Source organism: Pseudomonas sp. NPDC088885, from assembly GCF_044750025.1.
Taxonomy (GTDB): domain Bacteria; phylum Pseudomonadota; class Gammaproteobacteria; order Pseudomonadales; family Pseudomonadaceae; genus Aquipseudomonas; species Aquipseudomonas rustica.
The window spans coordinates 60,176-86,231 of record NZ_JBIVJB010000013.1; the positions used below are offsets into that span (position 1 = coordinate 60,176).

Annotated in this window: 23 protein-coding genes; 10 read left to right on the plus strand and 13 right to left on the minus strand. The window is 59.3% G+C overall.

Features of this window, described 5'->3' with window-relative positions:
• Window positions 1–34: 34 nt before the first annotated feature.
• From ACIP1X_RS09210 to ACIP1X_RS09220, 3 genes are all read right to left on the minus strand, one after another.
• The gene (locus ACIP1X_RS09210; protein ID WP_400751308.1) at window positions 35–844 is read right to left on the minus strand and encodes an energy transducer TonB; all 810 of its coding nucleotides are present in this window, start codon (window positions 842–844) and stop codon (window positions 35–37) included.
• Window positions 845–1,127: 283 nt separating this feature from the next.
• Entirely contained in the window at window positions 1,128–2,471 is a 1,344-nt protein-coding gene (locus ACIP1X_RS09215; protein WP_400751311.1) for an aryl-sulfate sulfotransferase, read from the minus strand.
• Between the two features lie 23 nt (window positions 2,472–2,494).
• Window positions 2,495–4,855: a TonB-dependent receptor gene (locus tag ACIP1X_RS09220; RefSeq protein WP_400751314.1), complete on the minus strand. Its 2,361-nt coding sequence runs from the start codon at window positions 4,853–4,855 to the stop codon at window positions 2,495–2,497.
• A gap of 165 nt (window positions 4,856–5,020) precedes the next feature.
• On the opposite strand from ACIP1X_RS09220, the gene ACIP1X_RS09225 reads away from it, so the two are divergent.
• Window positions 5,021–5,965, plus strand: coding sequence for a LysR family transcriptional regulator (locus ACIP1X_RS09225; RefSeq protein ID WP_400751316.1), 945 nt, complete (start codon window positions 5,021–5,023; stop codon window positions 5,963–5,965).
• Window positions 5,966–6,040: 75 nt separating this feature from the next.
• On the opposite strand, the gene ACIP1X_RS09230 is transcribed toward ACIP1X_RS09225, so the two are convergent.
• Window positions 6,041–6,904, minus strand: coding sequence for a hypothetical protein (locus ACIP1X_RS09230; RefSeq protein ID WP_400751319.1), 864 nt, complete (start codon window positions 6,902–6,904; stop codon window positions 6,041–6,043).
• 208 nt (window positions 6,905–7,112) lie between these two features.
• On the opposite strand from ACIP1X_RS09230, the gene ACIP1X_RS09235 reads away from it, so the two are divergent.
• Window positions 7,113–8,729 (plus strand): alkaline phosphatase family protein, encoded by a 1,617-nt coding sequence (locus ACIP1X_RS09235; protein ID WP_400751322.1) that lies wholly within the window; start codon window positions 7,113–7,115, stop codon window positions 8,727–8,729.
• 104 nt (window positions 8,730–8,833) lie between these two features.
• Here ACIP1X_RS09235 and ACIP1X_RS09240 read toward each other — a convergent pair whose 3' ends face one another.
• Window positions 8,834–9,754 (minus strand): TauD/TfdA dioxygenase family protein, encoded by a 921-nt coding sequence (locus tag ACIP1X_RS09240; protein WP_400751324.1) that lies wholly within the window; start codon window positions 9,752–9,754, stop codon window positions 8,834–8,836.
• 181 nt (window positions 9,755–9,935) lie between these two features.
• On the opposite strand from ACIP1X_RS09240, the gene ACIP1X_RS09245 reads away from it, so the two are divergent.
• Window positions 9,936–10,856 (plus strand): LysR family transcriptional regulator, encoded by a 921-nt coding sequence (locus ACIP1X_RS09245; RefSeq protein ID WP_053116485.1) that lies wholly within the window; start codon window positions 9,936–9,938, stop codon window positions 10,854–10,856.
• A gap of 151 nt (window positions 10,857–11,007) precedes the next feature.
• Here the strand turns inward: ACIP1X_RS09245 and ACIP1X_RS09250 are convergent, their stop codons facing one another.
• Window positions 11,008–12,021 carry an ABC transporter substrate-binding protein gene (locus ACIP1X_RS09250; RefSeq protein ID WP_400751327.1) on the minus strand — a complete coding sequence of 338 codons (1,014 nt, stop codon included), beginning with the start codon at window positions 12,019–12,021 and terminating at the stop codon, window positions 11,008–11,010.
• Window positions 12,022–12,426: 405 nt separating this feature from the next.
• Between ACIP1X_RS09250 and ACIP1X_RS09255 the strand changes: the two genes are divergently transcribed.
• From ACIP1X_RS09255 to ACIP1X_RS09265, 3 genes are read left to right on the plus strand one after another with little or no spacing between them, the layout of a single operon-like run.
• Complete coding sequence (locus tag ACIP1X_RS09255) at window positions 12,427–14,025, plus strand: ABC transporter permease (RefSeq protein WP_053116483.1); 1,599 nt, start codon at window positions 12,427–12,429, stop codon at window positions 14,023–14,025.
• Entirely contained in the window at window positions 14,022–14,837 is an 816-nt protein-coding gene (locus ACIP1X_RS09260; protein ID WP_400751329.1) for an ABC transporter ATP-binding protein, read from the plus strand. Before ACIP1X_RS09255 ends, ACIP1X_RS09260 begins: the two co-directional genes overlap by 4 nt.
• A 14-nt stretch (window positions 14,838–14,851) precedes the next feature.
• A complete protein-coding gene (locus tag ACIP1X_RS09265) occupies window positions 14,852–16,462 on the plus strand; it encodes an arylsulfatase (RefSeq protein WP_400751332.1) in 1,611 nt (536 codons plus the stop codon).
• A 115-nt stretch (window positions 16,463–16,577) separates the two neighbouring features.
• Here the strand turns inward: ACIP1X_RS09265 and ACIP1X_RS09270 are convergent, their stop codons facing one another.
• Entirely contained in the window at window positions 16,578–17,651 is a 1,074-nt protein-coding gene (locus ACIP1X_RS09270; RefSeq protein WP_400751335.1) for a fatty acid desaturase, read from the minus strand.
• 100 nt (window positions 17,652–17,751) lie between these two features.
• On the opposite strand from ACIP1X_RS09270, the gene ACIP1X_RS09275 reads away from it, so the two are divergent.
• Complete coding sequence (locus ACIP1X_RS09275; protein ID WP_400751338.1) at window positions 17,752–18,756, plus strand: AraC family transcriptional regulator; 1,005 nt, start codon at window positions 17,752–17,754, stop codon at window positions 18,754–18,756.
• A 3-nt stretch (window positions 18,757–18,759) separates the two neighbouring features.
• On the opposite strand, the gene ACIP1X_RS09280 is transcribed toward ACIP1X_RS09275, so the two are convergent.
• From ACIP1X_RS09280 to ACIP1X_RS09295, 4 genes are all read right to left on the minus strand, one after another.
• The gene (locus ACIP1X_RS09280; protein ID WP_400751340.1) at window positions 18,760–19,983 is read right to left on the minus strand and encodes a type II toxin-antitoxin system HipA family toxin; all 1,224 of its coding nucleotides are present in this window, start codon (window positions 19,981–19,983) and stop codon (window positions 18,760–18,762) included.
• Window positions 19,976–20,224, minus strand: a complete 249-nt coding sequence (locus tag ACIP1X_RS09285; protein ID WP_159811964.1) for a helix-turn-helix domain-containing protein — start codon at window positions 20,222–20,224, stop codon at window positions 19,976–19,978. Before ACIP1X_RS09285 ends, ACIP1X_RS09280 begins: the two co-directional genes overlap by 8 nt.
• A 110-nt stretch (window positions 20,225–20,334) precedes the next feature.
• The gene (locus tag ACIP1X_RS09290) at window positions 20,335–21,723 is read right to left on the minus strand and encodes a heavy metal sensor histidine kinase (protein ID WP_400751343.1); all 1,389 of its coding nucleotides are present in this window, start codon (window positions 21,721–21,723) and stop codon (window positions 20,335–20,337) included.
• Entirely contained in the window at window positions 21,713–22,393 is a 681-nt protein-coding gene (locus ACIP1X_RS09295) for a heavy metal response regulator transcription factor (protein ID WP_053116476.1), read from the minus strand. Before ACIP1X_RS09295 ends, ACIP1X_RS09290 begins: the two co-directional genes overlap by 11 nt.
• Before the next feature lie 135 nt (window positions 22,394–22,528).
• On the opposite strand from ACIP1X_RS09295, the gene ACIP1X_RS09300 reads away from it, so the two are divergent.
• Window positions 22,529–23,014, plus strand: a complete 486-nt coding sequence (locus tag ACIP1X_RS09300; protein WP_400751345.1) for a heme-binding protein — start codon at window positions 22,529–22,531, stop codon at window positions 23,012–23,014.
• 12 nt (window positions 23,015–23,026) lie between these two features.
• A complete protein-coding gene (uraH, locus tag ACIP1X_RS09305) occupies window positions 23,027–23,437 on the plus strand; it encodes a hydroxyisourate hydrolase (protein ID WP_016987599.1) in 411 nt (136 codons plus the stop codon).
• 160 nt (window positions 23,438–23,597) lie between these two features.
• Here the strand turns inward: uraH and ACIP1X_RS09310 are convergent, their stop codons facing one another.
• Window positions 23,598–24,275: a Crp/Fnr family transcriptional regulator gene (locus ACIP1X_RS09310; protein WP_400751347.1), complete on the minus strand. Its 678-nt coding sequence runs from the start codon at window positions 24,273–24,275 to the stop codon at window positions 23,598–23,600.
• A gap of 84 nt (window positions 24,276–24,359) precedes the next feature.
• Here ACIP1X_RS09310 and ACIP1X_RS09315 point away from each other — a divergent pair, with 84 nt between their 5' ends.
• Window positions 24,360–24,884, plus strand: coding sequence for a DUF962 domain-containing protein (locus ACIP1X_RS09315; protein ID WP_400751349.1), 525 nt, complete (start codon window positions 24,360–24,362; stop codon window positions 24,882–24,884).
• 153 nt (window positions 24,885–25,037) lie between these two features.
• Here ACIP1X_RS09315 and ACIP1X_RS09320 read toward each other — a convergent pair whose 3' ends face one another.
• Window positions 25,038–26,027 carry a sulfate/molybdate ABC transporter ATP-binding protein gene (locus ACIP1X_RS09320; protein ID WP_053116472.1) on the minus strand — a complete coding sequence of 330 codons (990 nt, stop codon included), beginning with the start codon at window positions 26,025–26,027 and terminating at the stop codon, window positions 25,038–25,040.
• Window positions 26,028–26,056 lie beyond the last annotated feature (29 nt).

The following is a 26,056-nucleotide window of genomic DNA, read 5'->3' on the forward strand; positions in this document are numbered from 1 at the left end:
TCGTGTAAACATTTCGCGCGAATTTGGTTTCGGTTTAATGAATCTTGAAATCGATGGGCACGCTGACCCAGCCGTCCTGGGCGACATCACCCTGTTTGGCCGGGACGAAACTCCAACGTTTCACGGCGCTTAACGCCGCGTCGTCGAGCTGCTGCCGACCACTGCTTTTTGCTATCTGGATCTCACCCGGTTTGCCGCTGGCCAACACATGCACGCGCAGCAACACCGTGCCTTCCCAACCGCGACGCTGAGCCAGCGACGGGTATTCCGGCGCCGGGTTTTTCAAGTACGCGGCGTTGGCCGAGGCCGGGGTTACCGGAGCCGGCGCCGGTGGTGCAGGTGGCGCGGGCGCAGCGACTGGAGCGACCGGTTTAGGCGGCGCCGGTGGTTGCTCGACCGCTTTCGGCGCCGGTTTCGGTGGCTGTTTAACCACCGGTTTCGGCTTTGGAATTGGCTTCGGCGGCGGTGGTTTTACGGCAAGCTCGTCCTCAACCGGCGGCGGTGGTTCGACCACAGGCGCTGGAGGTGGCGGCTCGACAACCGGTGGCGCTGGCGGAGCCGGGCGCGAAAACTCGATGGTCATCGGTGGAATTTCTGGCGGCACGATTGGCAGCGTCGGCGTCGGCTGCTGGTTGATCCAGTAGATCACCGCGCCATGCGCCAACAGCGCCAACACACCCAGCAGGATTGCCTCGCGCCGACTCAAGATGCCTTTGGGGGCACGCTGCAAACTTTGCTGCCCCAACGGCACACGGTGCGGCCGGCCGAGATCGACCAGTTCGCCACTCGGCGTCTGACGCCACAGCAATTCCTCTGCGCTGGCGGCGGTCTGGACATTGCCCATTGATTCACTCCCTGCGGTCTTTTTTGCGTTCTCTTTACCAAGCCGTCGATTCGCCGTTTGTTGAAGCCCCCACCGCGATCGATGGGTGAATCATTGGCTTAGACGCTTATCTCCGAAAGTAATCTTTAACGTTATCCATAGGCTTTTATGGAATATGCGAGCTGATCACTTTCACCAAAGCCACGGCCCATAAGGGCTGTAGCCATGTGGTGAAAACAGCATGCTTTTCAGGCATTGAAAGTATTCGCGCAACGCATCAACAACTACCCGATGCGCGCCTCGACTAGCGACTGGCGTTGGTCTGCTGCACGCCCACCGCCGGTGCGATCACAGCGGTTTCGGAGCGCGGCGTACCCTGCGGCACCCAGTCATAATTCACAGGTAACGCGCGATACACCCAGTTGCTGACGGCATCGCTGCCCGGGGCTTTGCCCAGATACGGGCTGACGTATTCCCAGACGTTTTCGCCGCTGGCCGTGACCTGGAAAAACCGTCCGTTCATGCCTTCGTCGATCAACGTATTGCCGTTGGGCAAACGCCGCGCGCTGCTGATGAACGAGCTGTAAAACGCCCACCCCGGTTGCTTCGAATTGGCGGCGCTGTACTGCCAGACGATTTCGTTTTTTACCGGATCAATTTCCAACACTCGCGAGCCGGAAATCAGCCCGAGGGTGACGTTCGGATAACCCGCCGAACCCTGGTTATCGAACACCAGCACATTGCCCGCGCCCGGAAGCCCGGCCGGAATGATGTGGGCGTCATGCTGACCGACAAATTGATCGACCGGACGAGGCAGCGTCCGCGCGGTTTTCGGGCTGGCCAAGGGCAGATTCGGCCCCAGACGCCAGACCACTTTGCCGCTGCTTTTTTCGATGATTGCGATGAAGTTGGCGTTGCGCGAATCGAACAGCAGATTGTCCGGATTGAAACGCTTGTCACCGGCATCGAACCACTTGTTCGGCCCGACTACGCTGAGGTTATTGATGTGCAGGTAATCCGCATCCTCGCTGCCGCGCACCAGTTTCAATTGCTCTGGGGTGAAGCCGAATTCGTTGAGATGCTCCGACGCCAGCCACTGCCATTTCACCGCACCGTCGGGGCTGACTTCATAGATCGCATCGTCGATCACCTCGGGGACTTTGAAGCCTTTGATCGCGTGCACTTTGTTCGCCAGCACCACGGTGTTGCCGTTGCTCAACCGGCGTTGATCGTGATGCTGCTGCGCCGCGCCACCGGGCGCCTTGTCGCCCCACTGCCAGACGACTTTGCCATTCCAGTCCAATTCGCCGACGCTCTGATTGCCCAGGCCATTGCCGGCTGAACCGAGTTTGCCGGGATCCTTGTCACTCAGTTGCAGCAGGACATGCCCGCGCTCGCCGCCGACCAGTTTCGGGTCGATGATCGCTGAAGGGAAACCTGCCTGCGGCCAGTTCTTGACCTCGTTGCCGTTCATGTCGATCAGGTGCGTCTGCTTGTCGGCGCCGCTGAAAATCACGTACTGATTGAACGCTTTGTTCGGGTCGTAACGGGTGACGCCAGTCGGGTAAACGCTCGGTGCGGCGAAGGCGCCAGCGCTAAACACCGCGCCGGACAACAACAGCGGAAAAGCCGTTTTGATGCGCAACATGATGCAGCTCCTTGAATGACTTATCAGAAGTCGTAGCGACCGGTGACGCCGAGGGTTCGCGGTGTGCCGAGCAGGCCTTCATAGCCGCCGTTGCCGCCCGTCCACAGGGTCGTGTAGTAGGTTTTGTCGAAGGCGTTTTTCAGCCACAGCGAGATGTCCCACTGCCCTTGGTTGAAGTCGCCGCGCAGGCCGGTGGAAAGGTTGACCACCGCGTAACTCGGGATCTGCCCGTAGTCGGAATCCTCGACCGTGCCGACGGCTTTCGAGCGGAAGGCGTAGCTGCCGGTGACGTACGGTTCGAAGCCGTTATCGAGATTCCATTTGTATTCGCCGTTGGCGTTGCCGATCCATTTCGAAGCGCCGACCACTTGGTGACCGCTGAGGTCGCAAGAGGCTGGGGCACCCGGTGCCTGGCTGATTTCCGGCGGGCACGGCGCGTCTTTGTAGGAGAGGTAGCTGACGTCGTTGAAGGAGCCGTTGAAGTTCAGGGTCAGGCCGCGCAGCGGGATCACCGTGCTTTCAAACTCGACGCCGCGCGAGCGCACGGAGCCGGCGTTGGTCAGGTATTGCACGCGGTTGACGTCGTCGTAAGCGTTGGTCTGATAGGCGTTGACCTGCGTCCAGAAGACGTTGGCGTTGAGCTGCAAACGACGATCCCACAGCGTACTTTTGAAACCGAGCTCGGCATTGTTTGCGCGTTCGGTGCCGACCAACAGCGAGTCGGCGCCGGCGGCGGGTGCAGAGCCGACCGAGAGGTTAACGCCACCGGATTTTTCACCGTGGGACACCGTCGCGTAACCGAGCACATCGTCGGTGATGCGATAGCTGAGGTTGAGCAAACCGGACGGGCTGGAACTGTACTGATTCAAGTCGCCGGAATCGTAGGCGCCGGCACGACCGCGCCGCGCCGTTGCCGCTGCACCCGTCACCGCCGCGCCACCGACCGGCGCATCGCGAGTGACCCAGGCGTTCTTCTCTTCATAAGTGCCGCGCACGCCGGCGGTGAAATCCAGGCGCTCGGTCAGATGCCAGGTGCCTTGGGCAAACAGCGCAAAACTGTCGGTCTTGATATGACCGTTGCCGACGCTGCCAATGTTGGCCAGCGCACCGGCCGGCGTGCCGTTCCAGATGTCCGCTTGCGGGCCGTAATAGGCGAAGGATTTGTTGTCCAGATCGTTGCCGAAGTAGTAGGCGCCGACGACGTAATCGAAGAACTCGCCCTTGGGCGACGCCAGGCGAAATTCCTGTGAGTACTGTTTGTCTTCTACCGAAACACCAGCGTTGTAAGTCGACGCGACGTTGAGACCATCGTCATTTTTCGGGGTGAAATTCCAGAAGCGATACGAGCTGATCGAGGTCAGGGTGAAATCGCTCGGCAGTGCCCAATTGGCTTCAACCGAGGTGCCGCCCTGATGCACGGTGACGTGTTGATCGCTGTCCAGATTGACCTTGCGGTGCGAGCCGTTGACCAACGTTGCCCCGGCCGCCGCTGCCCGCGCCGAGTAAAGATTGACGCCGTTGATGGTCGGCCCGGTGTCGTACAGCACGCGGGTGCCGGCACTGGAATCCTCTTCGTTGTAGTCGCCGATCCAGCGCAGATTGAAGTCTTCGTTGGGCTTGAACAGCAACTGGGCGCGGAAGCCATCGCGCGAGCCGCCGTTCAAATCATGGCCGTTGTATTCGTTCTTGATGTCGCCGTCACTGCGTGTGCGATACACCGAAAAACGTCCGGCCAGCTCATCGTTGAGCGGCCCGGAAATCGTGCCTTTGGTTTGGAAATAACCGTCTTCGCCGACCGAGGTTTCGATGCTGCGCTCAGGCGTGAAGGTCGGCGCGCGGGTGCTGATGTTGATCACCCCGGCGGTGGTGTTTTTGCCGAACAGCGTACCCTGCGGCCCACGCAACACTTCGAGCTGTTCGATGTCCATCAAATCGAACACCGCCATGCCTGGACGGCCGAGATACACGTTGTCGATGTACAGCCCGACGCTGCCTTCCAGACCATCGCTCGCCGGGTTGTTGCCCAGGCCTCGGATCGACACGCTGGACTGCCGCGCATGCATGTAGGCGACGTTGACGCTCGGCACCAATTGCTGCAAATCCTGAATCCGGTAAACCCGTTGCGTCTCCAGATTCTGGCCGCTGACCACGCTCATCGGCGTCGGTACATCCTGCGAACTTTCTTCGCGGCGGCGGGTGGTCACGGTCACGGTTTCCAGCTGCGAACTGTTGGCCGCCGGTTTGCCTGCGGGTACCGGCGTCGGGGTTTCCGTTTCGGCGGCGTAGCTGTGAGTCCAACTGGCGCTCCCTGCCAGCAACAAGGCCAGAGGCAGGCGTTTGAGCCGTCGTGGTGTTAAGGGTGACGCTAGGTTCAACGGACTCATGGCGCGGCTCCTGGTCAAAAAACACACAGACATCTTCAGCGCTGCATATTCTTTTAAGTTATTTATTTATGGATTTACAAATATTTACTGCATAAGAGATTGCCTTTATAAGGAGTCGACCTAATGCATATCCAATGCATTTCCCGGATATTTTTTATGTGAAAAATGCATATCGACTTGCGACAACTTCGTCACTTCATCGCCTTGGCTGAACAACGCAGCTTCGTCGCCGGCGCGCAGGCGGTGAACCTGTCGCAGTCGGCATTCAGCCGCAGCATTCAGGCGCTGGAGCACAGCGTCGGCTGCCAGTTGGTCGATCGCGGGCGCAAGGAATTACCACCGACCAAACAGGGCCAGGTGCTGCTCGAACACGCGCGGCGGCTGGTCAGTGGTGCGCAGCAAATGGCCAACGAGATCAGCCAGTTCAATGGGCTGGAGGCGGGGGAATTGCGCTTTGGATGCGGGCCGGCGCCAGCAGCAGGTTTGATCCCGCGCGCAATTGGCAGCTTCATCGGTCGCTACCCGAAAGCGCGGGTGCAGTTTCAGGTCGATGATTGGCAGAGTTTGAGCAAACGCTTATTGAGCGAAGAGTTTGAATTCTTCGTTGCGGACACTCGGCATTTCGAGGCGGATCCGGATTATCTGACGCATCGGTTGCGCCCGCGTAAATGGCATTTCTGCTGCCGCGCGGGGCATCCGTTGGCGGCATTTGATCGAGTCACCGCCGAGCAATTGATGAGTTATCCGTTGGCGGTGAGCATCCGCCCGCCGAACCTGCGCAAGGTGATTGTCGACCTCAGCGGCCGCCCGGATTTCACCCCGAATGTGGAGTGTGAAAACAGCTCGAGTCTGCTCAGTGTGGTGCTGCGTTCGGAGGCGATCGGGATTGTCGGCGCGTATTCGGACGCCCTGCATCAGGCCAAGGGTGAGCTGGTGTGTTTGCGGGTTGAGGGTTTGGCGGATGATCTGGAGGAGCTGTATACGCGCTATGGGATTGTCAGCCGCGCGGGGTTTCGGTTGTCGCCGTTGGCGGAGGCGATGATTGAGCAGATCAAGGTGATTGATCAGCAGAACGAGGAGGTTTGCTCACTGGATCGACTTGCTGTCTAAGCAGTTCTTTCAGAAACCTTCATGGGGCAAAAGGCATTGCTTGCCCCATGGAGAACAACAACTTCAGGTTGCTGCTCACTTCACTTGATAGCTGCGCGATGCGCTAGGAATGGATGCAACCTCATTAAAGGTTTGAACAACCTCAATCACGCAATCCCCTGCTGGAAGCTGTACTGGAATGCTCCACTCCCAACTCTCTTTCACCACTCCCTTGCCTAAACTCACCGAAGGGTTGTCGATCAACCAGGCTTCCATCAAGGCGCCAGGATGACCGAGTCCGCTGACTTCGACCTCCGATTCAACCTCTCCTGAGCGCGGCAAACGAACAATGGGCTGAGGCGGCCTGACAAAAAAACAATGGGACTCGGTCCATACAGATTCCCCGTTCATGCGTGACAAGGCCTTGACGCACGTCTTACCGGGATCAAGGATGATGTCACCGCCCCCCCCGACAGCCCATTCGTATGACGAGTACACAGGCCCGGTACCGAGCACCCTGCTTTCGTTGTCGGCCATGACCACGGTTACGTCCGACCCGGGCTGACCTGTCCCAGTGAAAGCGGTGCCTTGATCAACGTACCCATCCTCAGGGGGATGAGTGAACTGAACAACAGGCAGCTTGATGGTGAAAGTCACAGGGGCGGTGTCTTCAGAATATTCCATACCCAGCTCATGCCTGGCCACGATGCTGTTGCTGCCATAAGGCATGGCAAATTTCCAATCCAGAATACCGCCCCAGGTTCCGTCCTCCCTAACCTCGAACTGACTGTTGGGTTCCCACCATCCTTTGTGAAAATACACCCAGACTTTCGCCGGAGGTTTCAAAGTGCTGGTGCCTGATACAGGAATTTTTTTTGTTAGGAATTGGGCTCCAGTTTGAGGCGTGCGAATTGTCGGTGGAGGTAAAGTCGGCGCGTTTGTCTCTCTAGGCGTGTTCATTTCCAGGGCTTCCATAGCTGGGAGGAGCTTCATATTCGGGTCTCGGCTAAAGAGGCGTCTACTGTCAGAAATTACAGGTGACTTGAAGATAAATCGGTGGGGAGTTTTTTGATGCATCCACTGCATAAACCCCATTCCCCAAATGCACTTGCCGAACACCCCCACCGAAAGCGAAAACCCTCGCCTGTCTCATTGACCGGTGAACCCCATGCCCACCCCGCCAAAACCCGTGCGCAACGTGCTGTACATCATGTGCGATCAACTGCGCCGCGATTACCTGTCCTGCTACGGCCACCCACATTTGCACACGCCGAACATCGATCGTCTCGCCGCCGCCGGCGTACGTTTCAGCCGCGCCTACACCCAAGGCACGATCTGCGGCCCATCGCGGATGTCGGCCTACACCGGGCGTTACGTCAGCAGCCATCAAGTCGCCTGGAACGCCGTGCCGCTGCCGCTGGAAGAACTGACGATCGGCGATTACCTGCGCCCGCACGGCATCCGCACTGCACTGGTTGGCAAGACTCACGCAACGGCGAACGTGGATGCCTTGCAACGTCTGGCGATCAACCCCGAGAGCGAGCAAGCCGAAATTCTCAACGAAGTCGGTTTCGAACCGTACATGCGCCACGACGGCATCTATCCCGACGATCCGCTGTTCGATGACAAACGCGAATCTGCGCCCTACACCCATTACCTGCGTGAACAGGGCTTCGACGGCAAAAATCCCTGGCACGACTGGGCCAACGCCGCCGAAGGCGACAACGGCGAAATCCTCAGCGGCTGGCAAATGCGTCATTCGAAATTGCCAGCACGAATTCCCGAGCAGCACTCAGAGACTGTCTACACTACAAATCGAGCCATCGACTTCATCACCGAGCAAGGCGAGAAATCGTGGTGTTTACACCTTTCCTATATCAAACCGCACTGGCCCTACATCGTACCAGCGCCGTACCACGCCTTGTACAGTACGAAATCGATTCTCGAACCGATCCGCGCGACGCCCTCCGAAGCCAGCAAACACCCCGTATACACTGCCTTTCGCCAGCATGAGGAAAGCCTCAACTTTTCCCGCGATTCAGTACGATTGACTGTAATCCCCACGTACATGGGCCTGGTCAAGCAAGTCGATGATCAACTCGGGCGTCTGTTCGATTTTCTGCAGAGCAATGGCCGTTGGGATGACACGTTGATCGTGTTCACCAGCGATCACGGCGACTTTCTGGGCGATCACTGGCTCGGCGAGAAGGAGTTTTTGCTGGAGCAGGCGGTGGGCGTACCACTGATCGTGCGCGACCCTCGGGCGGCGGCGGATGTCACGCGCGGCACGGTGGATGATCGGTTGGCGGAAACCATTGATGCGTTGCCGACGTTTCTTCAAGCGCTGGGATTGCCGGCGGCGGAGCATCGACTTGAAGGGCGTTCGTTGATCCCGCTTCTGCACGGTGAAAATCCGGACTGGCGCCGCTATGCGATCAGCGAATACGACTACGCGTTTCAGGCGCCTGCGCGGGAGCGACTGGGCCAGCCGATCGACCGTTGCCGCATGACCATGGTGCGCAGCGAACGCTGGAAATACCTGGCGTACGACGGCTTTCGGCCGCAGTTGTTTGATTTGCTGAATGATCCGCAGGAGCTGCGTGATTTGGGCGAGGATCCGGAATTCGCGGCGGTGCGCGAGGAGCATGCGGGGTATCTGTTTGAGTGGGTGCGGGGGTTGAAGCGGCGCACGACGATCAGTCATCAGGAGATTGATGGGCGTGGGCAGCGGTTTCGCTACGGTGAGCCGGAATCCGAGAAAGTCGTTCAGATCGGGGTTTGGTGATTCCGGTAGGAGCTGCGGCACGCTGCGATCTTTTGATCCTGATCTTCAAATCAAAAGATCGCAGCCTCGTTTCACTCGACAGCTCCTACAGGTATCGAGCCCGATCAGACGCCGACGATGTCCGCGCCTTTGATAGTCTGGCTACGCTGCCCATTCGCCCCCACCGGCACCTCACCCTTCAACGTCACCCGACGCACCACCCGATCCTGAGTCCCGTAATCATCAATCGCGTAATGCTGCGTCGAACGGTTATCCCAGATCGCCACATCACCCGCCTTCCAGCGCCAGCGCACAGTGTTTTCCTGACGAATCACATGGCTCTGCAAAAGACCAAACAAATGCGCCGAATCAGCCTGCGAGTAACCCTTGATGCGTTTAACGAAATGCCCCAACAACAAGCCCTTCTCGCCGCTGATCGGGTGCACGCGCACCACCGGGTGCTCAGTCTCGTAAACAGTCGATGTGAAGACCTTGCGATAGCGCTCCAGCTTCTCTGCCGACACGTCCGGTTTCGCACTGGCGTAGTCGTACTCGTTGCTGTGCACGGCGACCAGTTTATCGGCCAATTCGCGCAGCTCAGTCGGCAAGCCGTTGTATGCCGTCGCGGTGTTGGCCCACAGGGTGTCGCCACCGAATGCCGGGGCCACCACCGAGCGCAGGATCGAGGCTTTCGGGTAAGCATCGACGAAGGTCACGTCGGTGTGCCAGGAGTTGGCGCGCTGACCTTCCGCGCCGTCCAGTTCGAGCAGATAACGCGTGCCTTCACGGGACGGCACGGTCGGGTGCGCCACCGGTTCGCCGAGCAAATGAGCAAAGGCTTCCTGACGCTGATCGTCGAGCTGAGTCTGTTCGCGGAAGAACACGACTTTGTACTGAACCAGTGCCTGTTGAATGGCTTCGACGGTGGCGGCGTCCAGTTCACCGGACAAGTGCACGCCACGAATCTCGGCGCCGATACGACCGGCCACCGGGTGAATTTCCAGCGCGTGGACAGCGGGTTTTACTGCGAGTGCGGCATTGCTCATGGGTAGACCCTCATCGACTGCTTACGGTTGGGCGGCAGCGAAACATTGCTCTATCTATATTCCATTTACATCTAATAGATATTCACATGCTTCGTTGACGGAATAAGAGCTTGCATTTAAAACCTCTAGCAACCCTCGTCGCAAATGCCTTCGAGCTATTTTTAGGATGCCGGAAAAGCATATGGATCTTCGCCAGTTGCGCTACTTCATCGCCCTCAACGAACACCGCAGTTTTGTCCGTGCGGCGGACGCGATGGGCATCACTCAACCGGCGTTCAGCCGCAGTATTCAAGGGCTGGAGCAGGAGTTCGGCTGCGTGCTGGTGGATCGCGGCAACAAGGATTTACGCCCCACCCCCGAAGGCCAAGTGGTGCTGCAACACGCCCTGAGCCTGGTACAAGGCGCGGCGATGCTCAGCGCGGAAGTGACGCAGATGACCAAGCTCGATGCTGGCGAAGTGCACTTCGGTTGCGGCCCGGCGCCGGCGGTGAAACTGGTGCCGGATGCAGTGGCGCAATTCATCAATGCGCACCCGAAAGTGCGCACCTGTTTTCAAGTGGATAACTGGGAAAAACTAAGCCGCGCGTTGAGCCGTGAGGAGATCGAATTTTTCATCGCCGACATTCGTCATTTCGAGGCGGATCCGAACTTTCAGACGCAAGCTCTGACACCGAAACGCGGGGTGTTTTTCTGCCGTCCGGGGCATCCGTTGTTGGCCAAGGAAAGCCTGTCGACCAACGACATGTTCGACTACCCGCTGGCGACCACGCGGATCCCGCCGGGCATTCGTAAACTGCTGGCGAATCTCAGCGGCAGGATCGATTTTTCGCCGACCATCGAGACCGAGCATTTTCCGGCGCTGGTGAAAGTGGTGCTGCAATCGAATGCGATTGGCGTCGGTACGGAAGAGGCGTTTGTCGAGGACATTGCCAAGGGTTCGCTGGTGCTGCTGCACTGGCGTAATTTGCCGCAGAACCTGGAGAGCATGAATGCGCGTTGCGGGATCGTCAGCCGTACCGGGTTTCGGCTGTCACCGGCGGCGCGGGCGATGATTGAGACGCTGGTGGCGGTGGATCGAGAGGAACATCGCGTCGCTGTTTAAAGAGGATCGTTCCCACGCTCTGCGTGGGAATGTAGCCCGGGACGCTCCGCGTCCCAAAGCGGACGCAGAACGTCCATTGATGCATTCCCACGCAGAGCGTGGGAACGATCGGTTCCCCTGTAGGAGCTGCCGCAGGCTGCGATCTTTGCTTTTAAAGCTTCACCGCGGCCAACTCCGGCGCCACCCATTCATTAACCTTGAACGGCTTGCGAATCAGTCTCTGCTGCGCCGCCAGATCGACCTTGTCCTGCAAGCTACCCAGGAACGCCGGATCCAGCGTCGACGGGAATACTTCGCTCAATTTCTGATCTTTCAGATCTTCAGTGAGAATCACCGGCGGATAACTCGCCAGCCCCGACACCAACTGCACGTACGCATCCTTGTTGCTGTCCTGCGTCAGCCATTCCACGGCCTGCTGCTGCGCCTTTAACAACTTCGCCACCGCTTCCGGATGCCCATCAACAAACTTGCCGCTGCCCACCAGCACCGACTGCACACTGCCGGCCCCACCGAGATCCTTGGTGTTGAGCGGCAACTCGGCCAAGCCCTTGATTTGCAATGCCGCCAACCCGGAACTGCCCCACGACGCATCAATTTGCTTCGCCGCCAGTGCGGCGGTCGCGCCGGTGAAGTCGAGGTTAATGACCTTCAGATCCTTCTCGCTCAAGCCCTGACTGGCCAGCGCCGCGTCAAACGACAACTGCGTCGCGGTGCCCTTGAAGATCGCCACACGCTTACCCTTCAGATCCTGCAAGGTCTTGATCCCGGAACCCGGCACCACGCCGAGATACTGCTTCACCCCACGTGCACCGGCATTTAGCAGCCGCGTATCGAGGCCGTTGGACTTGCCAATGATCGCCGCCAGATCCCCGAGATACGCCAGATCAACCTGACCATTGGCAAACGCCTCATTGATCACCGGCCCCGCACCCTTGAAGAAATTCCACTGAATCTTGATGCCCTGATCGGCAAAGGCCTTTTCGAAGATCTGCTGATCACGCAGCACGTCGACCACACCGCCTCCACTGTGTTGAGTGCCGGCGCTCAGGTCAGGCACGGCGATGCGGATTTCCTTCAGCTCATCGGCCTGCGCCGTCAGCGTGAGAAAACCCGCCAGCGCCGGGGCGGCAAACAGACTGATGACACGTTTGAAAGGAAGGTTCATGGGTGCGGCTCCTTGATCAATACAGGCGTTAAGGAGCCGAAAGTAGGCCGAAGCAACACCTTCGCTTAAATACTATAAACGCACATTTTTATAGCTTTTAACGCTAAGCGAACAACGCCGGGGCTTGCAGCGGCGTATGCATTAACAGCATCGAAAATATTCTTCGAATGCATTGGATGCGTGTGGGCTGGAAGCCTTAAATGGTCTGGCTTATCTCCAATTAGTATTGATTTGAATATTGTTAGATCATTTTTGCATACGCCACACAACTTGTAGGAGCCGAGCTTGCTCGCGAAGGGGCCGTGTCAGTCAACGCAACAGTCGACTGATTTAACGCCTTCGCGAGCAAGCTCTGCTCCTACAAGAGCGGTGGTTTGCCATGCAACCCGACAACGGAGGTCACCCATGGCCCGTCAATCCCTGCTCAGTTTGCCGCTGCCAGCGCCACCGCTGAAAAGCCGACGCTCCTGGCCCAGCATCAACCAACGCCTGTTGCCATGGCTGCTGCCCATCAGTCTGTTCGCTCTATGGTGGCTGGCCGCGCGCAACCAATGGATGAGCGAGCAGATCCTGCCGGCGCCGTCGCTGGTGTGGAACAGCGCCGTCGAGCTGTCGCAAGGCGAGCTGTGGAGCCATTTGTGGATCAGCCTGCAACGCTTGTTCTGGGGTTTGCTTGCAGGGATTTCCGCCGGTGCAGTGCTGGGTGCCGCTCTGGGTTTCAGCCGTCGTCTGGAGCGTCTGATTTTCCCGACCTTCGCCGGTCTGGCGCAAGTGCCGACGCTGGCGTGGATTCCGCTGTTCATGGTGTTTTTCGGCATCGGCGAAGTGTTGAAACTGGTGGTGCTGATAAAAGCCATCGTCGTCCCGGTGACCTTGCACACGCTGGTCGGCGTGCGTGACGCTCAGCCGAAACTGCGCGAAGCCGCTGCCGTGTTGCGACTGCCACCGCGCCTGCTGATCCGTCGATTGGTGCTGCCCGCCGCCCTGCCCGCGTTTATGGCCGGCGTGCGTTTGGCGCTGGCCGCTGGCTGGACATCGCTGCTCGCAGTCGAGTTGCTCGCCTCCAGCGAAGGCATCGGTTACCTCATGGTCTGGGCGCGCCAGCTGTTCATGCTCGACATCGTTTTCGTCTGCATCGTGGTGATCGGTTTGATCGGCGTGGCGATGGATCGCGGCATCGGTCTGCTGGATAAAAAACTGGTGCACTGGCCGCACCCGGCCACTGCGGAAATTCGTCGCGGCCCGCGCTATGAAGGCTGGCAGCGTTTGCAACCGTGGCTGCTGCCGCTGGGCTTGCTCGCGCTTTGGCAACTGGCGAACGATCAACAGTGGGTCGATCCGAATATTCTGGTGAGCCCGCTGGCCGTGCTGATTACGGCGTGGGACGGTCTGCTCGATGGCACGTTGATCAACGGCATGGCCCTGAGCCTGGGTCGCACCCTCGGCGGTTTGTTGCTGGGCGGCGGACTCGGTTTGGCCCTCGGCTTGCTGCTGGGCTTGTCACGCACCAGCGAACGTGTGCTCGGCCCGACACTCGCCGCGCTGCGCCAGATCGCGATTTTCGCCTGGGTGCCGCTGCTCACCGCGTGGTTCGGATTGGGTGAACTGGCGAAGTGGGTGTTCGTCGCCCTCGCCGCATTTTTTCCGCTGTTTATCGCCACGCAACGCAGCGTCGCCAACCTTTCGCCGCAACTCAACGAAGCCGCACAAGTGCTGCGCCTGAGCCTCGGCCAGCGCCTGCGTCGACTGGTGCTCCCCGGTGCCGCGCCGGGAATTTTCGCCGGTCTGCGCCTGAGCCTGATCTACGCCTGGCTCGGCACCATCGGCGCTGAATATTTCATGCCGTCCAACGGCGGCATCGGCAGCCAGATGATCGGCGCGCAACAACTGCTGCGCATGGATCTGATCATGGCGTGCATGCTCTTCGTCGGCCTCACCGGCGCCCTGCTCAACCTTATTGGCCAACGCCTGGAAATTCGCGCGACCCGCTGGAGACACGCATGAACGCACCCATTGTCAGCTTTACCCACGTAGGCAAATCCTTCGACGTCGACGGTTTCGAACTGGAGGCGATTCGCGAATTCAACCTCGACATCGCCGAGGGCGAATTCGTCGCCATCGTCGGTTCCAGCGGCTGCGGTAAATCCACCTTGCTGCGATTGTTGGTGGGTCTTGATACGCAATTTCGCGGGCAGATCACCGTCGATGGCAAAGCCGTCAGCGGCATCGGCGGCGAGCGCGGCATTGTCTTCCAGGAACACCGGTTATTCCCGTGGCTGACCGTCGCCGACAACATCGGCCTCGGCCTGGTCAACGAGCCCTTGAGCGCTGCGCAAAAGCAAAAACGCATCGACGATTTCATCGATCTGGTCGGCCTGCGCGACTTCACCCGCGCCTATCCGCACCAACTCTCCGGCGGCATGGCGCAGCGCGTGGCGATTGCTCGCGGCCTCGTCGCCAGCCCGCGCATTCTGCTGCTCGACGAACCCTTTGGCGCCCTCGACGCGCTGACCCGCCAGCAGATGCAGGACGAGCTGTTAGCGATCCGCAATCGCGCGAAGATCACCACGATCCTCGTCACCCACGATGTTGAAGAAGCGATCTTCCTCGCCGACCGCGTGGTGGTGTTGGAGCCGCGTCCGGGGCGGATCAAGCAAGTGGTCGACATCGCCCTGCCCCATCCGCGCCAGCGCAGCAGTTTCGACTTCCATCAGTTGCGTGAAGAGCTGCTGCACGAACTGACCAGTGATGACCATTACCAACCGAGCGTGCCGGTGCAGATCCGCGATCTGCCGCTGACGTTCATTGCCTGCTGAACAGGAGTTTCGCAATGCCGCAACGTCCCAACTTTTTGGTGATTCTGGCCGACGATCTCGGCTTCTCCGACATCGGCGCGTTCGGCGGCGAAATCGCCACGCCGCACCTCGATGCCTTGGCCAATAATGGCCTGCGCCTCACCGATTTTCATACCGCACCGACCTGCTCGCCGACCCGTTCGATGCTGCTCACCGGCACCGACCACCACATCGCCGGCATCGGCACCATGGCCGAGACGCTGACCCCGGATCTGATCGGCAAACCGGGTTACGAGGGTTACCTCAACGACCGCGTCGTCGCGCTGCCCGAGCTGCTGCGCGAGGCCGGTTATCAAACGTTGATGAGCGGCAAATGGCACCTCGGCTTGAAAGCTGAACTGGCGCCGCATGCGCGCGGTTTCGAGCGTTCGTTTTCGCTGCTGCCGGGCGCGGCCAACCACTATGGTTTCGAGCCGACCTACGATGAGCAAACGCCGGGCCTGCTGAAATCGACCCCGGCGCTGTACATCGAAGACGACACCTTCATCGAAGAATTGCCGAAGGATTTCTATTCCTCCGATGCCTTCGGCGACAAGTTGCTGCAATACCTCAAGGAACGTGATCAAACTCGGCCGTTCTTCGCTTACCTGCCATTCTCCGCACCGCACTGGCCGTTGCAGGCGCCCGCTGACATCGTCGAGAAATACCGTGGCCGCTACGATGCAGGCCCGGAAGTGTTGCGCCTTGAACGGCTGGAAAAACTCAAAGCCCTCGGCTTGATTGAGCCGGATGTCGAGCCGCATCCGCTGATCCAATTGACCAAACAGTGGGACGCGTTAAGCGACGAGCAAAAGCAGATTTCCGCGCGGGCGATGGAGGTCTACGCGGCGATGGTCGAGCGCATGGACTGGAACATTGGCCGGGTCGTCGATTACCTGCGCCAGCAGGGCCAACTCGACAACACCTTCATCCTGTTCATGTCCGACAACGGTGCCGAAGGCGCACTGCTCGAAGCGTTCCCGAAATTCGGCCCGGAACTGGTGACGTACCTCAGCCAGCATTACGACAACAGCCTCGACAACATTGGTCGGGCCAACTCTTACGTCTGGTACGGGCCGAACTGGGCGCAGGTGGCGACCGCGCCGTCACGGCTGTTCAAAGCGTTTACCACCGAAGGCGGGATTCGCGTGCCGGCGCTGCTGCACTATCCGCAGCTGGCGATCAAAGGACAGATCAGCCATGGTTTCGGCACGGTGATGGACATCACGCCGACGATTCTCGATCTTGCCGGTGTGCGTCATCCGGGCAAGCTGTGGCACGGTAAACCGGTGGCGCCATTGCGTGGCAAATCGTGGCTGGGATTCTTGTCAGGCGAGACCGCGCAGGTGCACGACGAGCACACGGTGACGGGTTGGGAATTATTTGGGCGAAGGGCGATTCGGCAGGGATCGTGGAAAGCGGTGTGGATCCCCGGGCCAGTGGGGCCGGCGACCTGGCAGCTTTATGATTTGAGCAGCGATCCGGGGGAGATTCATGATCTGGCGCTGAGTCAGCCGGAGAAGCTCAGCGCGTTGATCGGGCATTGGCAGCAGTATGTCGAAGAGACCGGGGTGATTTTGAGTGAGTCGCCGTTTCAGCCGGATTGATGCTGGCTGATCTGACGCCTTCGCGAGCAAGCCCGCTCCCACAGGGGATTTGTGTCGATCACAGATCCAATGTGGGAGCGGGCTTGCTCGCGAAGAGGCCTTTAAAAACAACCCATCAAGCCTGGGCTGTATGCACTTCTTTACTCACCACCTCATCCCGCCGAACAAACCGGTTCGCCCGCCCAAACGTCCCAAAATCATTAAACCTCACCCCCATCTCGCGCATCACCTTATGCGCCACCGGCACGGTCATCTGGCGGATATAAAACGGTTCCTTCACCACAAAATGATGAATCCCGTGACTGCTGCCAAAGTTGAAGCAGAACGCCTGCAACGGCCACAGCCACCAAGGGTTGAGCACCTGACACTGCTGCAGCACATTGCCCAGTTCAACATCGCCGTAGTAATGCATGTTCGAGCTGATGAAGTGCAGGCAAAACGTACGCAAAACATTCGGGCCGATGATCACCACAGCGGCGATATCGATCACCTGCATCACCGACAACGTCGTCGCTGACCATTCAATCGGCGCGCCCAGCAGATACGCGATGCCATTGGCCGCATGGAAACCGAGAAACACATACCACGCACCCCAATGCACCAGCGCCAGCGGCGCGTAGACCTTCAACGTGCGTTTGATGATGCTGAACTTGTGCGCCCAGGTCCTGGCTCGCAGCATGCGGATAAACGCCGACATCACGTTGTCGCCAACCATCAGCAAACGCGCAAAACCCCACGGCTCGCCGTTGGTGATCGCGCGCTCCTCCATGTCAGTTTCAGTGCCGGAGACCTTGTGGTGATTGAGGTGCAGATGCCGACGAATCCACGGGTTGATCGTGCTCGGCCGCGCCAGCCACACCAGGCCCATCATCAAATTGTGCGGCACGCGCTGCTTGCGGAAATACATGCTGTGGATCAGGTCGTGTTCCAGCTCATGGGTCAGCGAAGCAAAAAAAGCATTGAGCAACAGGCATGCCCACCACGCCATATGGCCGGTGATGTACAGCGTCGCCGAGCCGATCATCCCGATCAGGGCAAAGGCCAGAATCCCCGCCCCAAGCGCATCCTGATGCTTGAGAATCGGGTAGCGCTCGCGCAATTCGACGCCTTTGGCCAGCACCACTTCGCGAATATGTGCTGATCGCTGGGCCGCATTGTGTCGCTGGGGACTTGCAGAAGTACCGTCCATGCTTCCATCCTCGGGTTTATGATGTTCGCATCGTGCCTCGCCAGTGCTTCAATTGCGGTAGCCGAGAACGCCAACCTGTTGACCGGAAGCGCCAATCAGCATGAAGGAACCGACCTCCCTCGCCAGCTGGACCCGTGCCTTGCGCAAACAACTTGATGCGCTGGGGCTGGACAGCATTGCCCTGTGCCAACAGGCCGGGCTCGACCCGAATTTGATGGACGACCCCAACGCGCGCTATCCACTGTCCGGCACCACGCGCCTCTGGGAAATTGCCGTGCAGGTCAGCGGCGACCCGGCGATTGGTTTGCGCGTGTCGCGGTTCGTCAGCCCGACTACTTTCCATGCGCTCGGTTATGCGCTGGTCGCCAGCGGCAGTTTGCGCGAGGTATTCGAGCGCATCGTGCGCTATCACCCGGTGGTCAGCGATGCGCTGGAACTGGAGCTGAGCCGCAACGACGACCGCTATCAATTTCGTCTGAAAATTCCGTCAGGCAATCCGGCGCCAGCCTTCGAAGCCATTGATGCGTTTACCGCGATCTACGTGCGCACCTGCCGCAATCGCCTTGGCCGCGATTACGCGCCGCTGGCGGTTTACCTGCGCCGGCCGGAGCCGAACGATGCGCAGCAATGGCACAAAGTCTTCCGCGCCCCGGTGCATTTCGGCAGTACCGAGGATCGTCTGGAGTTCGCCCTCACCGACTTCGACAGCCACCTCGACGACGCCAACCCGGAACTCGCCGAACACAACGAAGCGGTGCTCAAACGCACCATGGCCCAGCTCCAGCCGCTGACCTGGGAGCGCAAGGTGCGCGATGCCATTGAAGAACAATTGCCGGAAGGTGAGCCAAGTGCAGAGCGCATTGCTCAGGCGTTGCACCTGAGTTTGCGCAGTTTGCAGAGGCATCTGGCGGATGAGGGTTGTCGCTTTGACACGTTGCTCAACGAAAGCCGTGAGAATCTGGCGCTGCTGCACCTGCGCGATCCGCAGTGTTCGTTGAGTGAGGTCAGTTATCTGCTCGGGTTCGCTGATACCAGCAGCTTCAGCCGCGCGTTCAAGCGCTGGACGGGGATGACGCCGGGGCAGTTTCGCGATGGGTTGCGCTGATCGTCAGCCTTTAGCCAGACTGCGTTCCATACCGGATGACCATTGTTCGATCATCGCAGCACCCATCGCGGCGAACGCCGGATGACTGGCGCCGTACTCCGCCATTTCGCCCATTGCCACCTGCATACCGTTAGCGACTTGCTGCAGTAATTCATTGCAACGCGCCTCCGTCAGATTGCAGGCCGTACGACCGAACCGCATCAGCATTTTGTGCTTGGGCCAAGCCTTCGAGCCACCCAAGAGCAACGCCATACTGTCGTTCTTTATGTAGACCGATGTGGTGATGATGTCGTATGCGGGTGCGAGTCTGATTGTCGATTCCTCGCCGCAGCTTTCGTAAAGCACGCCGAAGTTTTTGAGATGAGCGTCGCCGTTTTTCACGCCTGCGGACAAAGCCACAATCTTGAAAAATGCTTCCAGCGCCAGATTGAGCAATGCAGGCGAAACAAACGCTTTGATCTGCCGGGCCGCGCCTTCGTAAGAGCCGTCGTATTTGGCTTTCGACGGCCAACCGTTGAGCACGCAGAAGTCCTCAAAACCCAGGTAGCCCGTAGCGCTCAAATCAAAGCGCTCGATAACCAGAAACCTGCCATGTTCGCTGAGCTCGAAGTTCGGCACGTCTAGCCCGCAGTGTTGCGCGGCACGCATGCAGAAGTATTCGTTGGTCGCCAAGTGCGGATATTCATCAGCCCGAAAAGCTTTGACCAAATGGGTCGATCCCCGATGCGTCAGACGATCAATCGCAGCCGCACTGTCACGTACCAGCACTTTAGGCTGCACCCCGGACACTCCGGAATACTGGCCATAGGTTTGCAACAGATCCTCGAACAGGCCTTGCGCACCATCGTGCACCAGCAGATCGGCCAGCGACGTTTCAGGCGGGCGATCCGTCATCGATGGGCTGGCAATGGATAACCGACCGAGCTGATAGGGGCCGACAATGGCCAGCAATGCAAAGTCATCGAAGCCGCGAACTGCTTTGCTGAAACGCCGAACCAGCTCATCACGAAGGGCGCCTTCGGGCAGATTCATCTCGAAAACCGGATGAATGCCATGCTCCCAACCATAACTCTCCAGCCGGGACGGCATTGTCAGTGACACAGCATTTTCAGCAGTGGCTGTTTCGCGGTAATTGAAGACGCTGTCGAATCTATCTTGCCCGCGCGCCAACGTTCCCACCGCTTGCCCGCCGACACAGACGTTTAATCTATCCGACAACTCAGTCATGGAAATTAACCTGTTGCAGCGTATCGAGTGTCGGTCGACGAGACTGACGTAGAACCGCAGTCAGCTCATAGCCAAACCCGTTGAGGATCGCTTCGACTTTGCGTAGGCCGATTTCCGAAATGGTGTTGTTTTCGATCCCCGAAATCGTCGCGCGGCTCATTCCGTATTGCTGAGCCAGTGCCTGCTGGGTCATTTTGTTCGCCTTGCGCAGGGCTTTGATCAACTCGCCAAGCTGTTCCATAGGGCTTCCTGCATCAAATATGGTGCAAATTTAGATATATGTTTAATTTGCATCGCATTTGATGCACTTACTGAACAAGATTAGCCTAGTTCCCAGTGATCACGAAAGAATCACTTGCTCACCACAAACCCCAGCTCAAAAACAGTGCCGTCAGCATCACTACTCACCCGCACCTGTCCCCCATGCAACTGCATGATCGACTGCACGATCGCCAACCCCAACCCACCCGAATCCCCCGGTTCTGCTCGTGAAGGATCGACGCGGTAGAAGCGGTCGAACAGTTTGCTCAGATGTTCCTGCGCAATCGCCGGGCCAAGGTTGTGCACTTGCAACCAGCACTCACCCGACTCGTCGCGGCGACGCAGACTGATCACCGATCCTTGATCGGCATGACGCACGGCATTGGCCAGCAGATTGCCCAGCGCCCGTTGCAACAGTTGCTGATCGGCAAGCAGTTCACCGTGCAGTTGATTGTCGAGCCGCACGTCACGGTCATCCGCCAAGGCTTCAAAATAATCACACAGCTCACCGCCAACGCTGTGCAAATCCAGAATTTGCAGATTCAGCGCGCGTTCGGCCTGTTCTGCCCGGGCAAGGAACATCAGGTTTTCCGCCATGCGCTTGAGCCGTTCGAACTCTTCCATGTTCGAGGCCAGCACTTCCTGATATTCCTCTGTGCTGCGCGGATGATTCAGCGCCTGGCCGTTACTGGCGAGCAAGGTGTGCAACGGCGTGCGGATTTCGTGGGCGAGGTCGGCGGAGAACTGCGACAGGCGCTGCACGCTGTCGTCCAGCCGCGCGAGCATGCCGTTGAGCGCCTGCACCGGTTCAAGCAATTCTGCCGGCGTGCCATTGGCAGGCAGGCGTTGATCAAGGCTACGCAGATCGATGCCGCGCACCGCTTCGCTCAACTGCCGCAACGGTTGCAGGCCTCGGCGCAGTAAGAGCAAGCCCAAGGCAAAAGCGAGCAACGCACCGAGGCCAACCGACAGGTACAAGCGCATGCGATAGCTGCCGAGCATCTGCTCACGCTCGCTCAGCACTTTGCCGGCAATGACCGTCAGCGGCTCGCCGTTCGGCCCTTGCGCTTCGCCGGATAACAGCCCCAGTTCAGCACCGTCCGGCGCTTGCCAGGTCAGCACATCGGGACGCTGCGGCGTTTGCTCGCGGGGGATGGCGTTCAGTGCGGGCAACTCGCGTTGCCGTGGATTGATCGCGATCACGCTCGACCCATCTGCACGCCGCACCAGCAACAGGCTGTCGAGATTGCCGAGCATGTTCTGATACAAACGTGGTCGAGCCTGCAAAGCCCCCAGGCTGTCGCTGTCGGCGAGCAAGGCGCGCACTTGATCCAGTCGACCGAGCAACGCGAGGTCGTCGCGGTAGGCGATTTCCGAGGCCAGCGAGCGGTAGAGAAACACGCCAATCGCGCTCAGCACCAAGGCGCAAACAATGGCGAACGCCAGCGCCAGTCGCCAGGCGATCGACTTAGAGCGCATCGTCCGGCGCTTCCAGTTGATAACCGACGCCGCGCACGGTGTGGATGAGTTTCGGCATGTACGGATCATCGACTTTCGAACGCAAACGCCGCACGGCGACTTCGACCATGTTGGTGTCGCTGTCAAAATTCAGGTTCCACACCTGCGAGGCGATCAGCGTGCGCGACAGCACTTCGCCCTGGCGACTGGCGAGCAATTGCAGCAGGGCGAACTCCTTGTTGGTCAGGGCGATGCGCTGGCCATTGCGGCTGACGCGGCGGCGCAGCACATCGATTTCCAGATCGGCGATGCTGTACGACTCGGCTTCGCGCATCGGCCCGCGGCGCAGCAAGGTGCGCACGCGCGCGAGCAGTTCGGCGAAAGCGAAGGGTTTCAGCAAGTAATCGTCGGCGCCCAGTTCGAGGCCGCGCACACGGTCTTCAATGGCGTCCTTGGCGGTGAGGAACAGCACCGGCGTGGCGCCGCGCTGGCGAATCAGTTGCAGCAATTGCCAGCCGTTGAGGCCGGGCAGCATCACGTCGAGAATGATCAGGTCATATTCCTGCTGCTCGATAAAGTAGCGCCCATCGAGGCCGTTGAGCGCCACGTCCACGGCAAAACCCGACTCGCCCAGGCCTTTGGCGAGGAAATTTGCGGTTTTGGCTTCATCTTCTACGACCAGCAAACGCATGGCACACCTCGATTGATAGGCACACAGGCTAGGCGCCTTCGGCGACGTTGCCCATTACAAACTTGTAATCCAACTGACGAGGTTCTGACGAAGACCGGCGATTAAGGTGACGGCCTTCGCTTCTGGAGCTTGTCCATGACCCTGAAATTCTTGCTCGCCAGCCTGACCCTCGGCCTCAGCGCCGGGGTTTACGCCAGCCCGGAACTGCCGCGTCACGCTGACCTCGACCTGAAAACCGCACGTCTGCTCGCCGACACCGCCGTGGCCAATTGCACCGGCACGGTTTCGGTGCTCGACCGTGGCGGCAATCTCCTGGTGACCTTGCGCGGCGATGGCGTTGGCCCGCACAACACCGCCGCCAGCCAGCGCAAGGCGTACACCGCGCTGTCGACCAAAACCGCCACCCGACTGTTCGCCGAGCGCGCTCGCAGCAATCCGGAAACCGCCAACCTCAACACCCTCGACGAATTGTTGTTGCTCGGCGGCGGTATTCCGCTGTTCCTCGGCACTGAACTAGTGGGCGCAATGGGCGTGGCCGGTTCCGGCGGCGGTGAGCAAGACGAAAACTGTGCAATCAAGGCGGCCGAGAAAACCGGCCTGGCCACCACCCGTTCCCAATAAGGAGATGCATCGATGAATACTTTGCGCATGACTTTCGCCGCGCTCGGCCTGAGTGCTTTCTCAAGCCTGGCGCTCGCCGCTGGCAACCCGTTGAGCGTGCACGTGCTCAATCTGGAAAACGGCCTGCCGTCGCCGGGCATCAACGTGACTTTGGAGAAACACGTTGGTCAGGACTGGCAGCCGCTGGCTCAGGGCACCACCAATGAACAAGGGCGCATCGCCGAGCTGTTCCCGGCCAAGCAGCCTTTTGAGGCGGGGGAATACCGCGTGGTGTTCAAGACTGGCGAGTACTTCAAGAAGGTCAAGCACGACACGTTCTTCCCGGAGATTCCGGTGATTTTTGAAGTGAAGCAGACCGATCAGCACTATCACATCCCGCTGTTGCTGAGCCCGTACGGTTTCTCGACCTATCGCGGCTCGTAAAATAAACACAGATCCTTTGTTGGAACTGGCAACTGTGGCGAGGGGATTTATCCCCGATGGACTGCGCAGCAGTCCCATTTTTCAGGGCCGCTGCGCGCCCCAGCGGGGATAAATCCCCTCGCCACAGGGGCCAGTTCCAACAGTGGATCGGCGTGAAATTCTAGATCGTGGCGAGGGCGCGCAATCGCGTGGCATCAAGGATTTCGATCTCACCATACCCGAGCCCGATAATTCCCTGCCCCTGCAAGTCCTTGAGAATCTGGTTGGTGGTCTGCCGCGACAGCGACAACATCGACGCCAATTGCTCCTGCGGCAGTTGCAGCACCCGGCGTGGCGCGTCGAGTTCGCCGTAGCCTTCGGCGATCATCAGCAAGCGATGAGCCAGACGTGCCGGCGCTGGCAGCAGGCTCAGTTGTTCCAGATTGATAAAGGCCAGTCGCAGTTTGTGGCTCATCAGCAGCGCCAGATGCCGCCAATACACCGGATGTTCGTCGAGCAGTTTCAGCAACGTCGCCTGCGGAATATTCAGCAAGGTGCACGGCCCGACTGCGTAGGCGTCATGGGTACGCGGCTGGCCATCGAACAGGCAGATTTCGCCGAACCAGTGCGGCGCCTCGACCAGACTCAACAGCGCCTCCTTACCCTGCTCACTCACCGCACCGATGCGCACCGCGCCATCAAGCACCGCGTACAAACCGCAAGGCGCGTCACCACGCTGAAACAAGCGCTGCCCTGCCGTCAGCCGCCGCTCCCGGGCCGCCGCCAGCAGGCTATCCTGAAAGGATGCCGGCAGATGACTGAACCACTGGCCGCTCATCAACCGTGAACGTATTTGCATAAACACTCCTGGATTGTCGCCTGCCTGACAGAGCGAACCCTGATCCCGAGGGATGATGCGATCAACCCTACCGGAGGAACAACAATGAAAAGCCTCGTCGACCATCTCAGTCAATACGCCGCCTACCACCGTGATCCGCGCAACATCGCCAGCCACTTTATCGGCATTCCGATGATTGTGGTGGCTGTGGCGGTTTTGTTGTCGCGGCCGGAATGGTCGCTTGGCGGCTTGTGGATATCTCCAGCCGTTATCGTGGCGCTGGCCTCGGCGTGGTTTTACCTGAGACTGGAAGTGAAGCTCGGCGTATTGATGACCGCGCTGATGGGCCTGTCGGTCTGGGCCGGGCACGTCTTGGCGCAGCAGAGCACCATGGTCTGGCTGAGCAGCGGCCTGGCGATGTTTGTGGTGGGCTGGGTGATCCAGTTTGTCGGGCATCACTATGAAGGGCGCAAACCGGCGTTTGTCGATGATGTATCGGGGCTGATTGTCGGGCCGTTGTTTGTCGTGGCCGAGTTGGCGTTCATGCTCGGGATGCGGCATGAGTTGAAAGAGCAGATCGAGACGCGGGCGGGGGTTGTGCGAGTTAAACCGAATCGTGCGGCTGTCTAGACCGCATTCGCGAGCAGGCTCGCTCCCACAGGGATTTTGGTTGTTCCGATCGTTCCCACGCTATGCGTGGGAATGCCGCCATGGACGCTCCGCGTCCACTGTGACGCGGAGCGTCACGGGATGCGTTCCCACGCAGAGCGTGGGAACGATCACTTAAAGGCTGGCGACTTTCTGCCAGACCTTGGGTTTGAAGAACAGGGTTTCACCCTTGGCCAAGCCGATCAGGCTGTCGTGGTCTTTCACCACTTCGGCCTCGATCAAATCCGTCTGCCCCTCAACCTTCAGCGTCACCCGCGTGGTCGCGCCCAACGGCCGGATATCGCGCACCTCTGCCGCATGGTGATCCTCCAGCTCATGCCTGGACAACGACACCTCATGCGGACGGAACAGCACGTGATTGTCGTCGCTCAGCAGCAAGCGGTTCGAATCGCCGAGGAAGTGATAAACGAAATCGCTGGCCGGGTTTTCGTAAACGTCGCCCGGTGAACCGATCTGTTCGATCACGCCTTTGTTCATCACCACGATACGGTCAGCGACTTCCATCGCCTCCTCTTGGTCGTGGGTCACGAACACCGACGTCAGGTTGATGTCTTCGTGCAGACGCGCCAACCAGCGGCGCAATTCCTTACGCACCTTGGCATCGAGGGCGCCGAACGGCTCATCCAGCAGCAACACTTTCGGCTCCACCGCCAAGGCGCGGGCCAAAGCGATGCGCTGACGCTGACCACCGGACAACTGCTCCGGATAACGATCCGACAACCAATCCAGCTGCACCATGTTCAGCAGTTCGTGAACCTTGACCGCGATCTGGCTTTCGCTCGGGCGCTGGTTTTTTGGTTTCATCCGCAAGCCGAACGCGACGTTGTCGAACACGGTCATGTGGCGGAACAAGGCGTAGTGCTGGAAGACGAAACCGACGTTGCGATCACGCACGTCGTGACCGGAAACGTCTTCGCCGTGGAAGACGATATTGCCGTTATCCGGGGTTTCCAGACCGGCGATAATCCGCAGCAAGGTGGTCTTGCCGCAGCCCGACGGGCCGAGCAGCGCGACCAGTTCACCGCTGTGAATGTCCAGGCTGATGTTGTCCAGCGCCTTGAACGCATTGAAATTCTTGCTGACGTTACGCACTTCGATCGACATGAATTATTCCTCCGCGGCGCTGGCGCGCA

What these genes read in the sequence shown, in the direction of transcription:
- ACIP1X_RS09260 (WP_400751329.1), top strand. Translation starts at nt 14,022, where the DNA reads ATGAACGCACCCATTGTCAGCTTTACCCACGTAGGCAAATCCTTCGAC.
- ACIP1X_RS09280 (WP_400751340.1), bottom strand. Translation starts at nt 19,983, where the DNA reads ATGACTGAGTTGTCGGATAGATTAAACGTCTGTGTCGGCGGGCAAGCG.
- ACIP1X_RS09300 (WP_400751345.1), top strand. Translation starts at nt 22,529, where the DNA reads ATGACCCTGAAATTCTTGCTCGCCAGCCTGACCCTCGGCCTCAGCGCC.
- ACIP1X_RS09275 (WP_400751338.1), top strand. Translation starts at nt 17,752, where the DNA reads ATGAAGGAACCGACCTCCCTCGCCAGCTGGACCCGTGCCTTGCGCAAA.
- ACIP1X_RS09220 (WP_400751314.1), bottom strand. Translation starts at nt 4,855, where the DNA reads ATGAGTCCGTTGAACCTAGCGTCACCCTTAACACCACGACGGCTCAAA.
- ACIP1X_RS09270 (WP_400751335.1), bottom strand. Translation starts at nt 17,651, where the DNA reads ATGGACGGTACTTCTGCAAGTCCCCAGCGACACAATGCGGCCCAGCGA.
- ACIP1X_RS09230 (WP_400751319.1), bottom strand. Translation starts at nt 6,904, where the DNA reads ATGAACACGCCTAGAGAGACAAACGCGCCGACTTTACCTCCACCGACA.
- ACIP1X_RS09255 (WP_053116483.1), top strand. Translation starts at nt 12,427, where the DNA reads ATGGCCCGTCAATCCCTGCTCAGTTTGCCGCTGCCAGCGCCACCGCTG.
- ACIP1X_RS09250 (WP_400751327.1), bottom strand. Translation starts at nt 12,021, where the DNA reads ATGAACCTTCCTTTCAAACGTGTCATCAGTCTGTTTGCCGCCCCGGCG.
- ACIP1X_RS09310 (WP_400751347.1), bottom strand. Translation starts at nt 24,275, where the DNA reads ATGCAAATACGTTCACGGTTGATGAGCGGCCAGTGGTTCAGTCATCTG.
- ACIP1X_RS09210 (WP_400751308.1), bottom strand. Translation starts at nt 844, where the DNA reads ATGGGCAATGTCCAGACCGCCGCCAGCGCAGAGGAATTGCTGTGGCGT.
- ACIP1X_RS09245 (WP_053116485.1), top strand. Translation starts at nt 9,936, where the DNA reads ATGGATCTTCGCCAGTTGCGCTACTTCATCGCCCTCAACGAACACCGC.
- ACIP1X_RS09240 (WP_400751324.1), bottom strand. Translation starts at nt 9,754, where the DNA reads ATGAGCAATGCCGCACTCGCAGTAAAACCCGCTGTCCACGCGCTGGAA.
- ACIP1X_RS09265 (WP_400751332.1), top strand. Translation starts at nt 14,852, where the DNA reads ATGCCGCAACGTCCCAACTTTTTGGTGATTCTGGCCGACGATCTCGGC.
- uraH (WP_016987599.1), top strand. Translation starts at nt 23,027, where the DNA reads ATGAATACTTTGCGCATGACTTTCGCCGCGCTCGGCCTGAGTGCTTTC.
- ACIP1X_RS09315 (WP_400751349.1), top strand. Translation starts at nt 24,360, where the DNA reads ATGAAAAGCCTCGTCGACCATCTCAGTCAATACGCCGCCTACCACCGT.
- ACIP1X_RS09320 (WP_053116472.1), bottom strand. Translation starts at nt 26,027, where the DNA reads ATGTCGATCGAAGTGCGTAACGTCAGCAAGAATTTCAATGCGTTCAAG.
- ACIP1X_RS09215 (WP_400751311.1), bottom strand. Translation starts at nt 2,471, where the DNA reads ATGTTGCGCATCAAAACGGCTTTTCCGCTGTTGTTGTCCGGCGCGGTG.
- ACIP1X_RS09225 (WP_400751316.1), top strand. Translation starts at nt 5,021, where the DNA reads ATGCATATCGACTTGCGACAACTTCGTCACTTCATCGCCTTGGCTGAA.
- ACIP1X_RS09285 (WP_159811964.1), bottom strand. Translation starts at nt 20,224, where the DNA reads ATGGAACAGCTTGGCGAGTTGATCAAAGCCCTGCGCAAGGCGAACAAA.
- ACIP1X_RS09290 (WP_400751343.1), bottom strand. Translation starts at nt 21,723, where the DNA reads ATGCGCTCTAAGTCGATCGCCTGGCGACTGGCGCTGGCGTTCGCCATT.
- ACIP1X_RS09235 (WP_400751322.1), top strand. Translation starts at nt 7,113, where the DNA reads ATGCCCACCCCGCCAAAACCCGTGCGCAACGTGCTGTACATCATGTGC.
- ACIP1X_RS09295 (WP_053116476.1), bottom strand. Translation starts at nt 22,393, where the DNA reads ATGCGTTTGCTGGTCGTAGAAGATGAAGCCAAAACCGCAAATTTCCTC.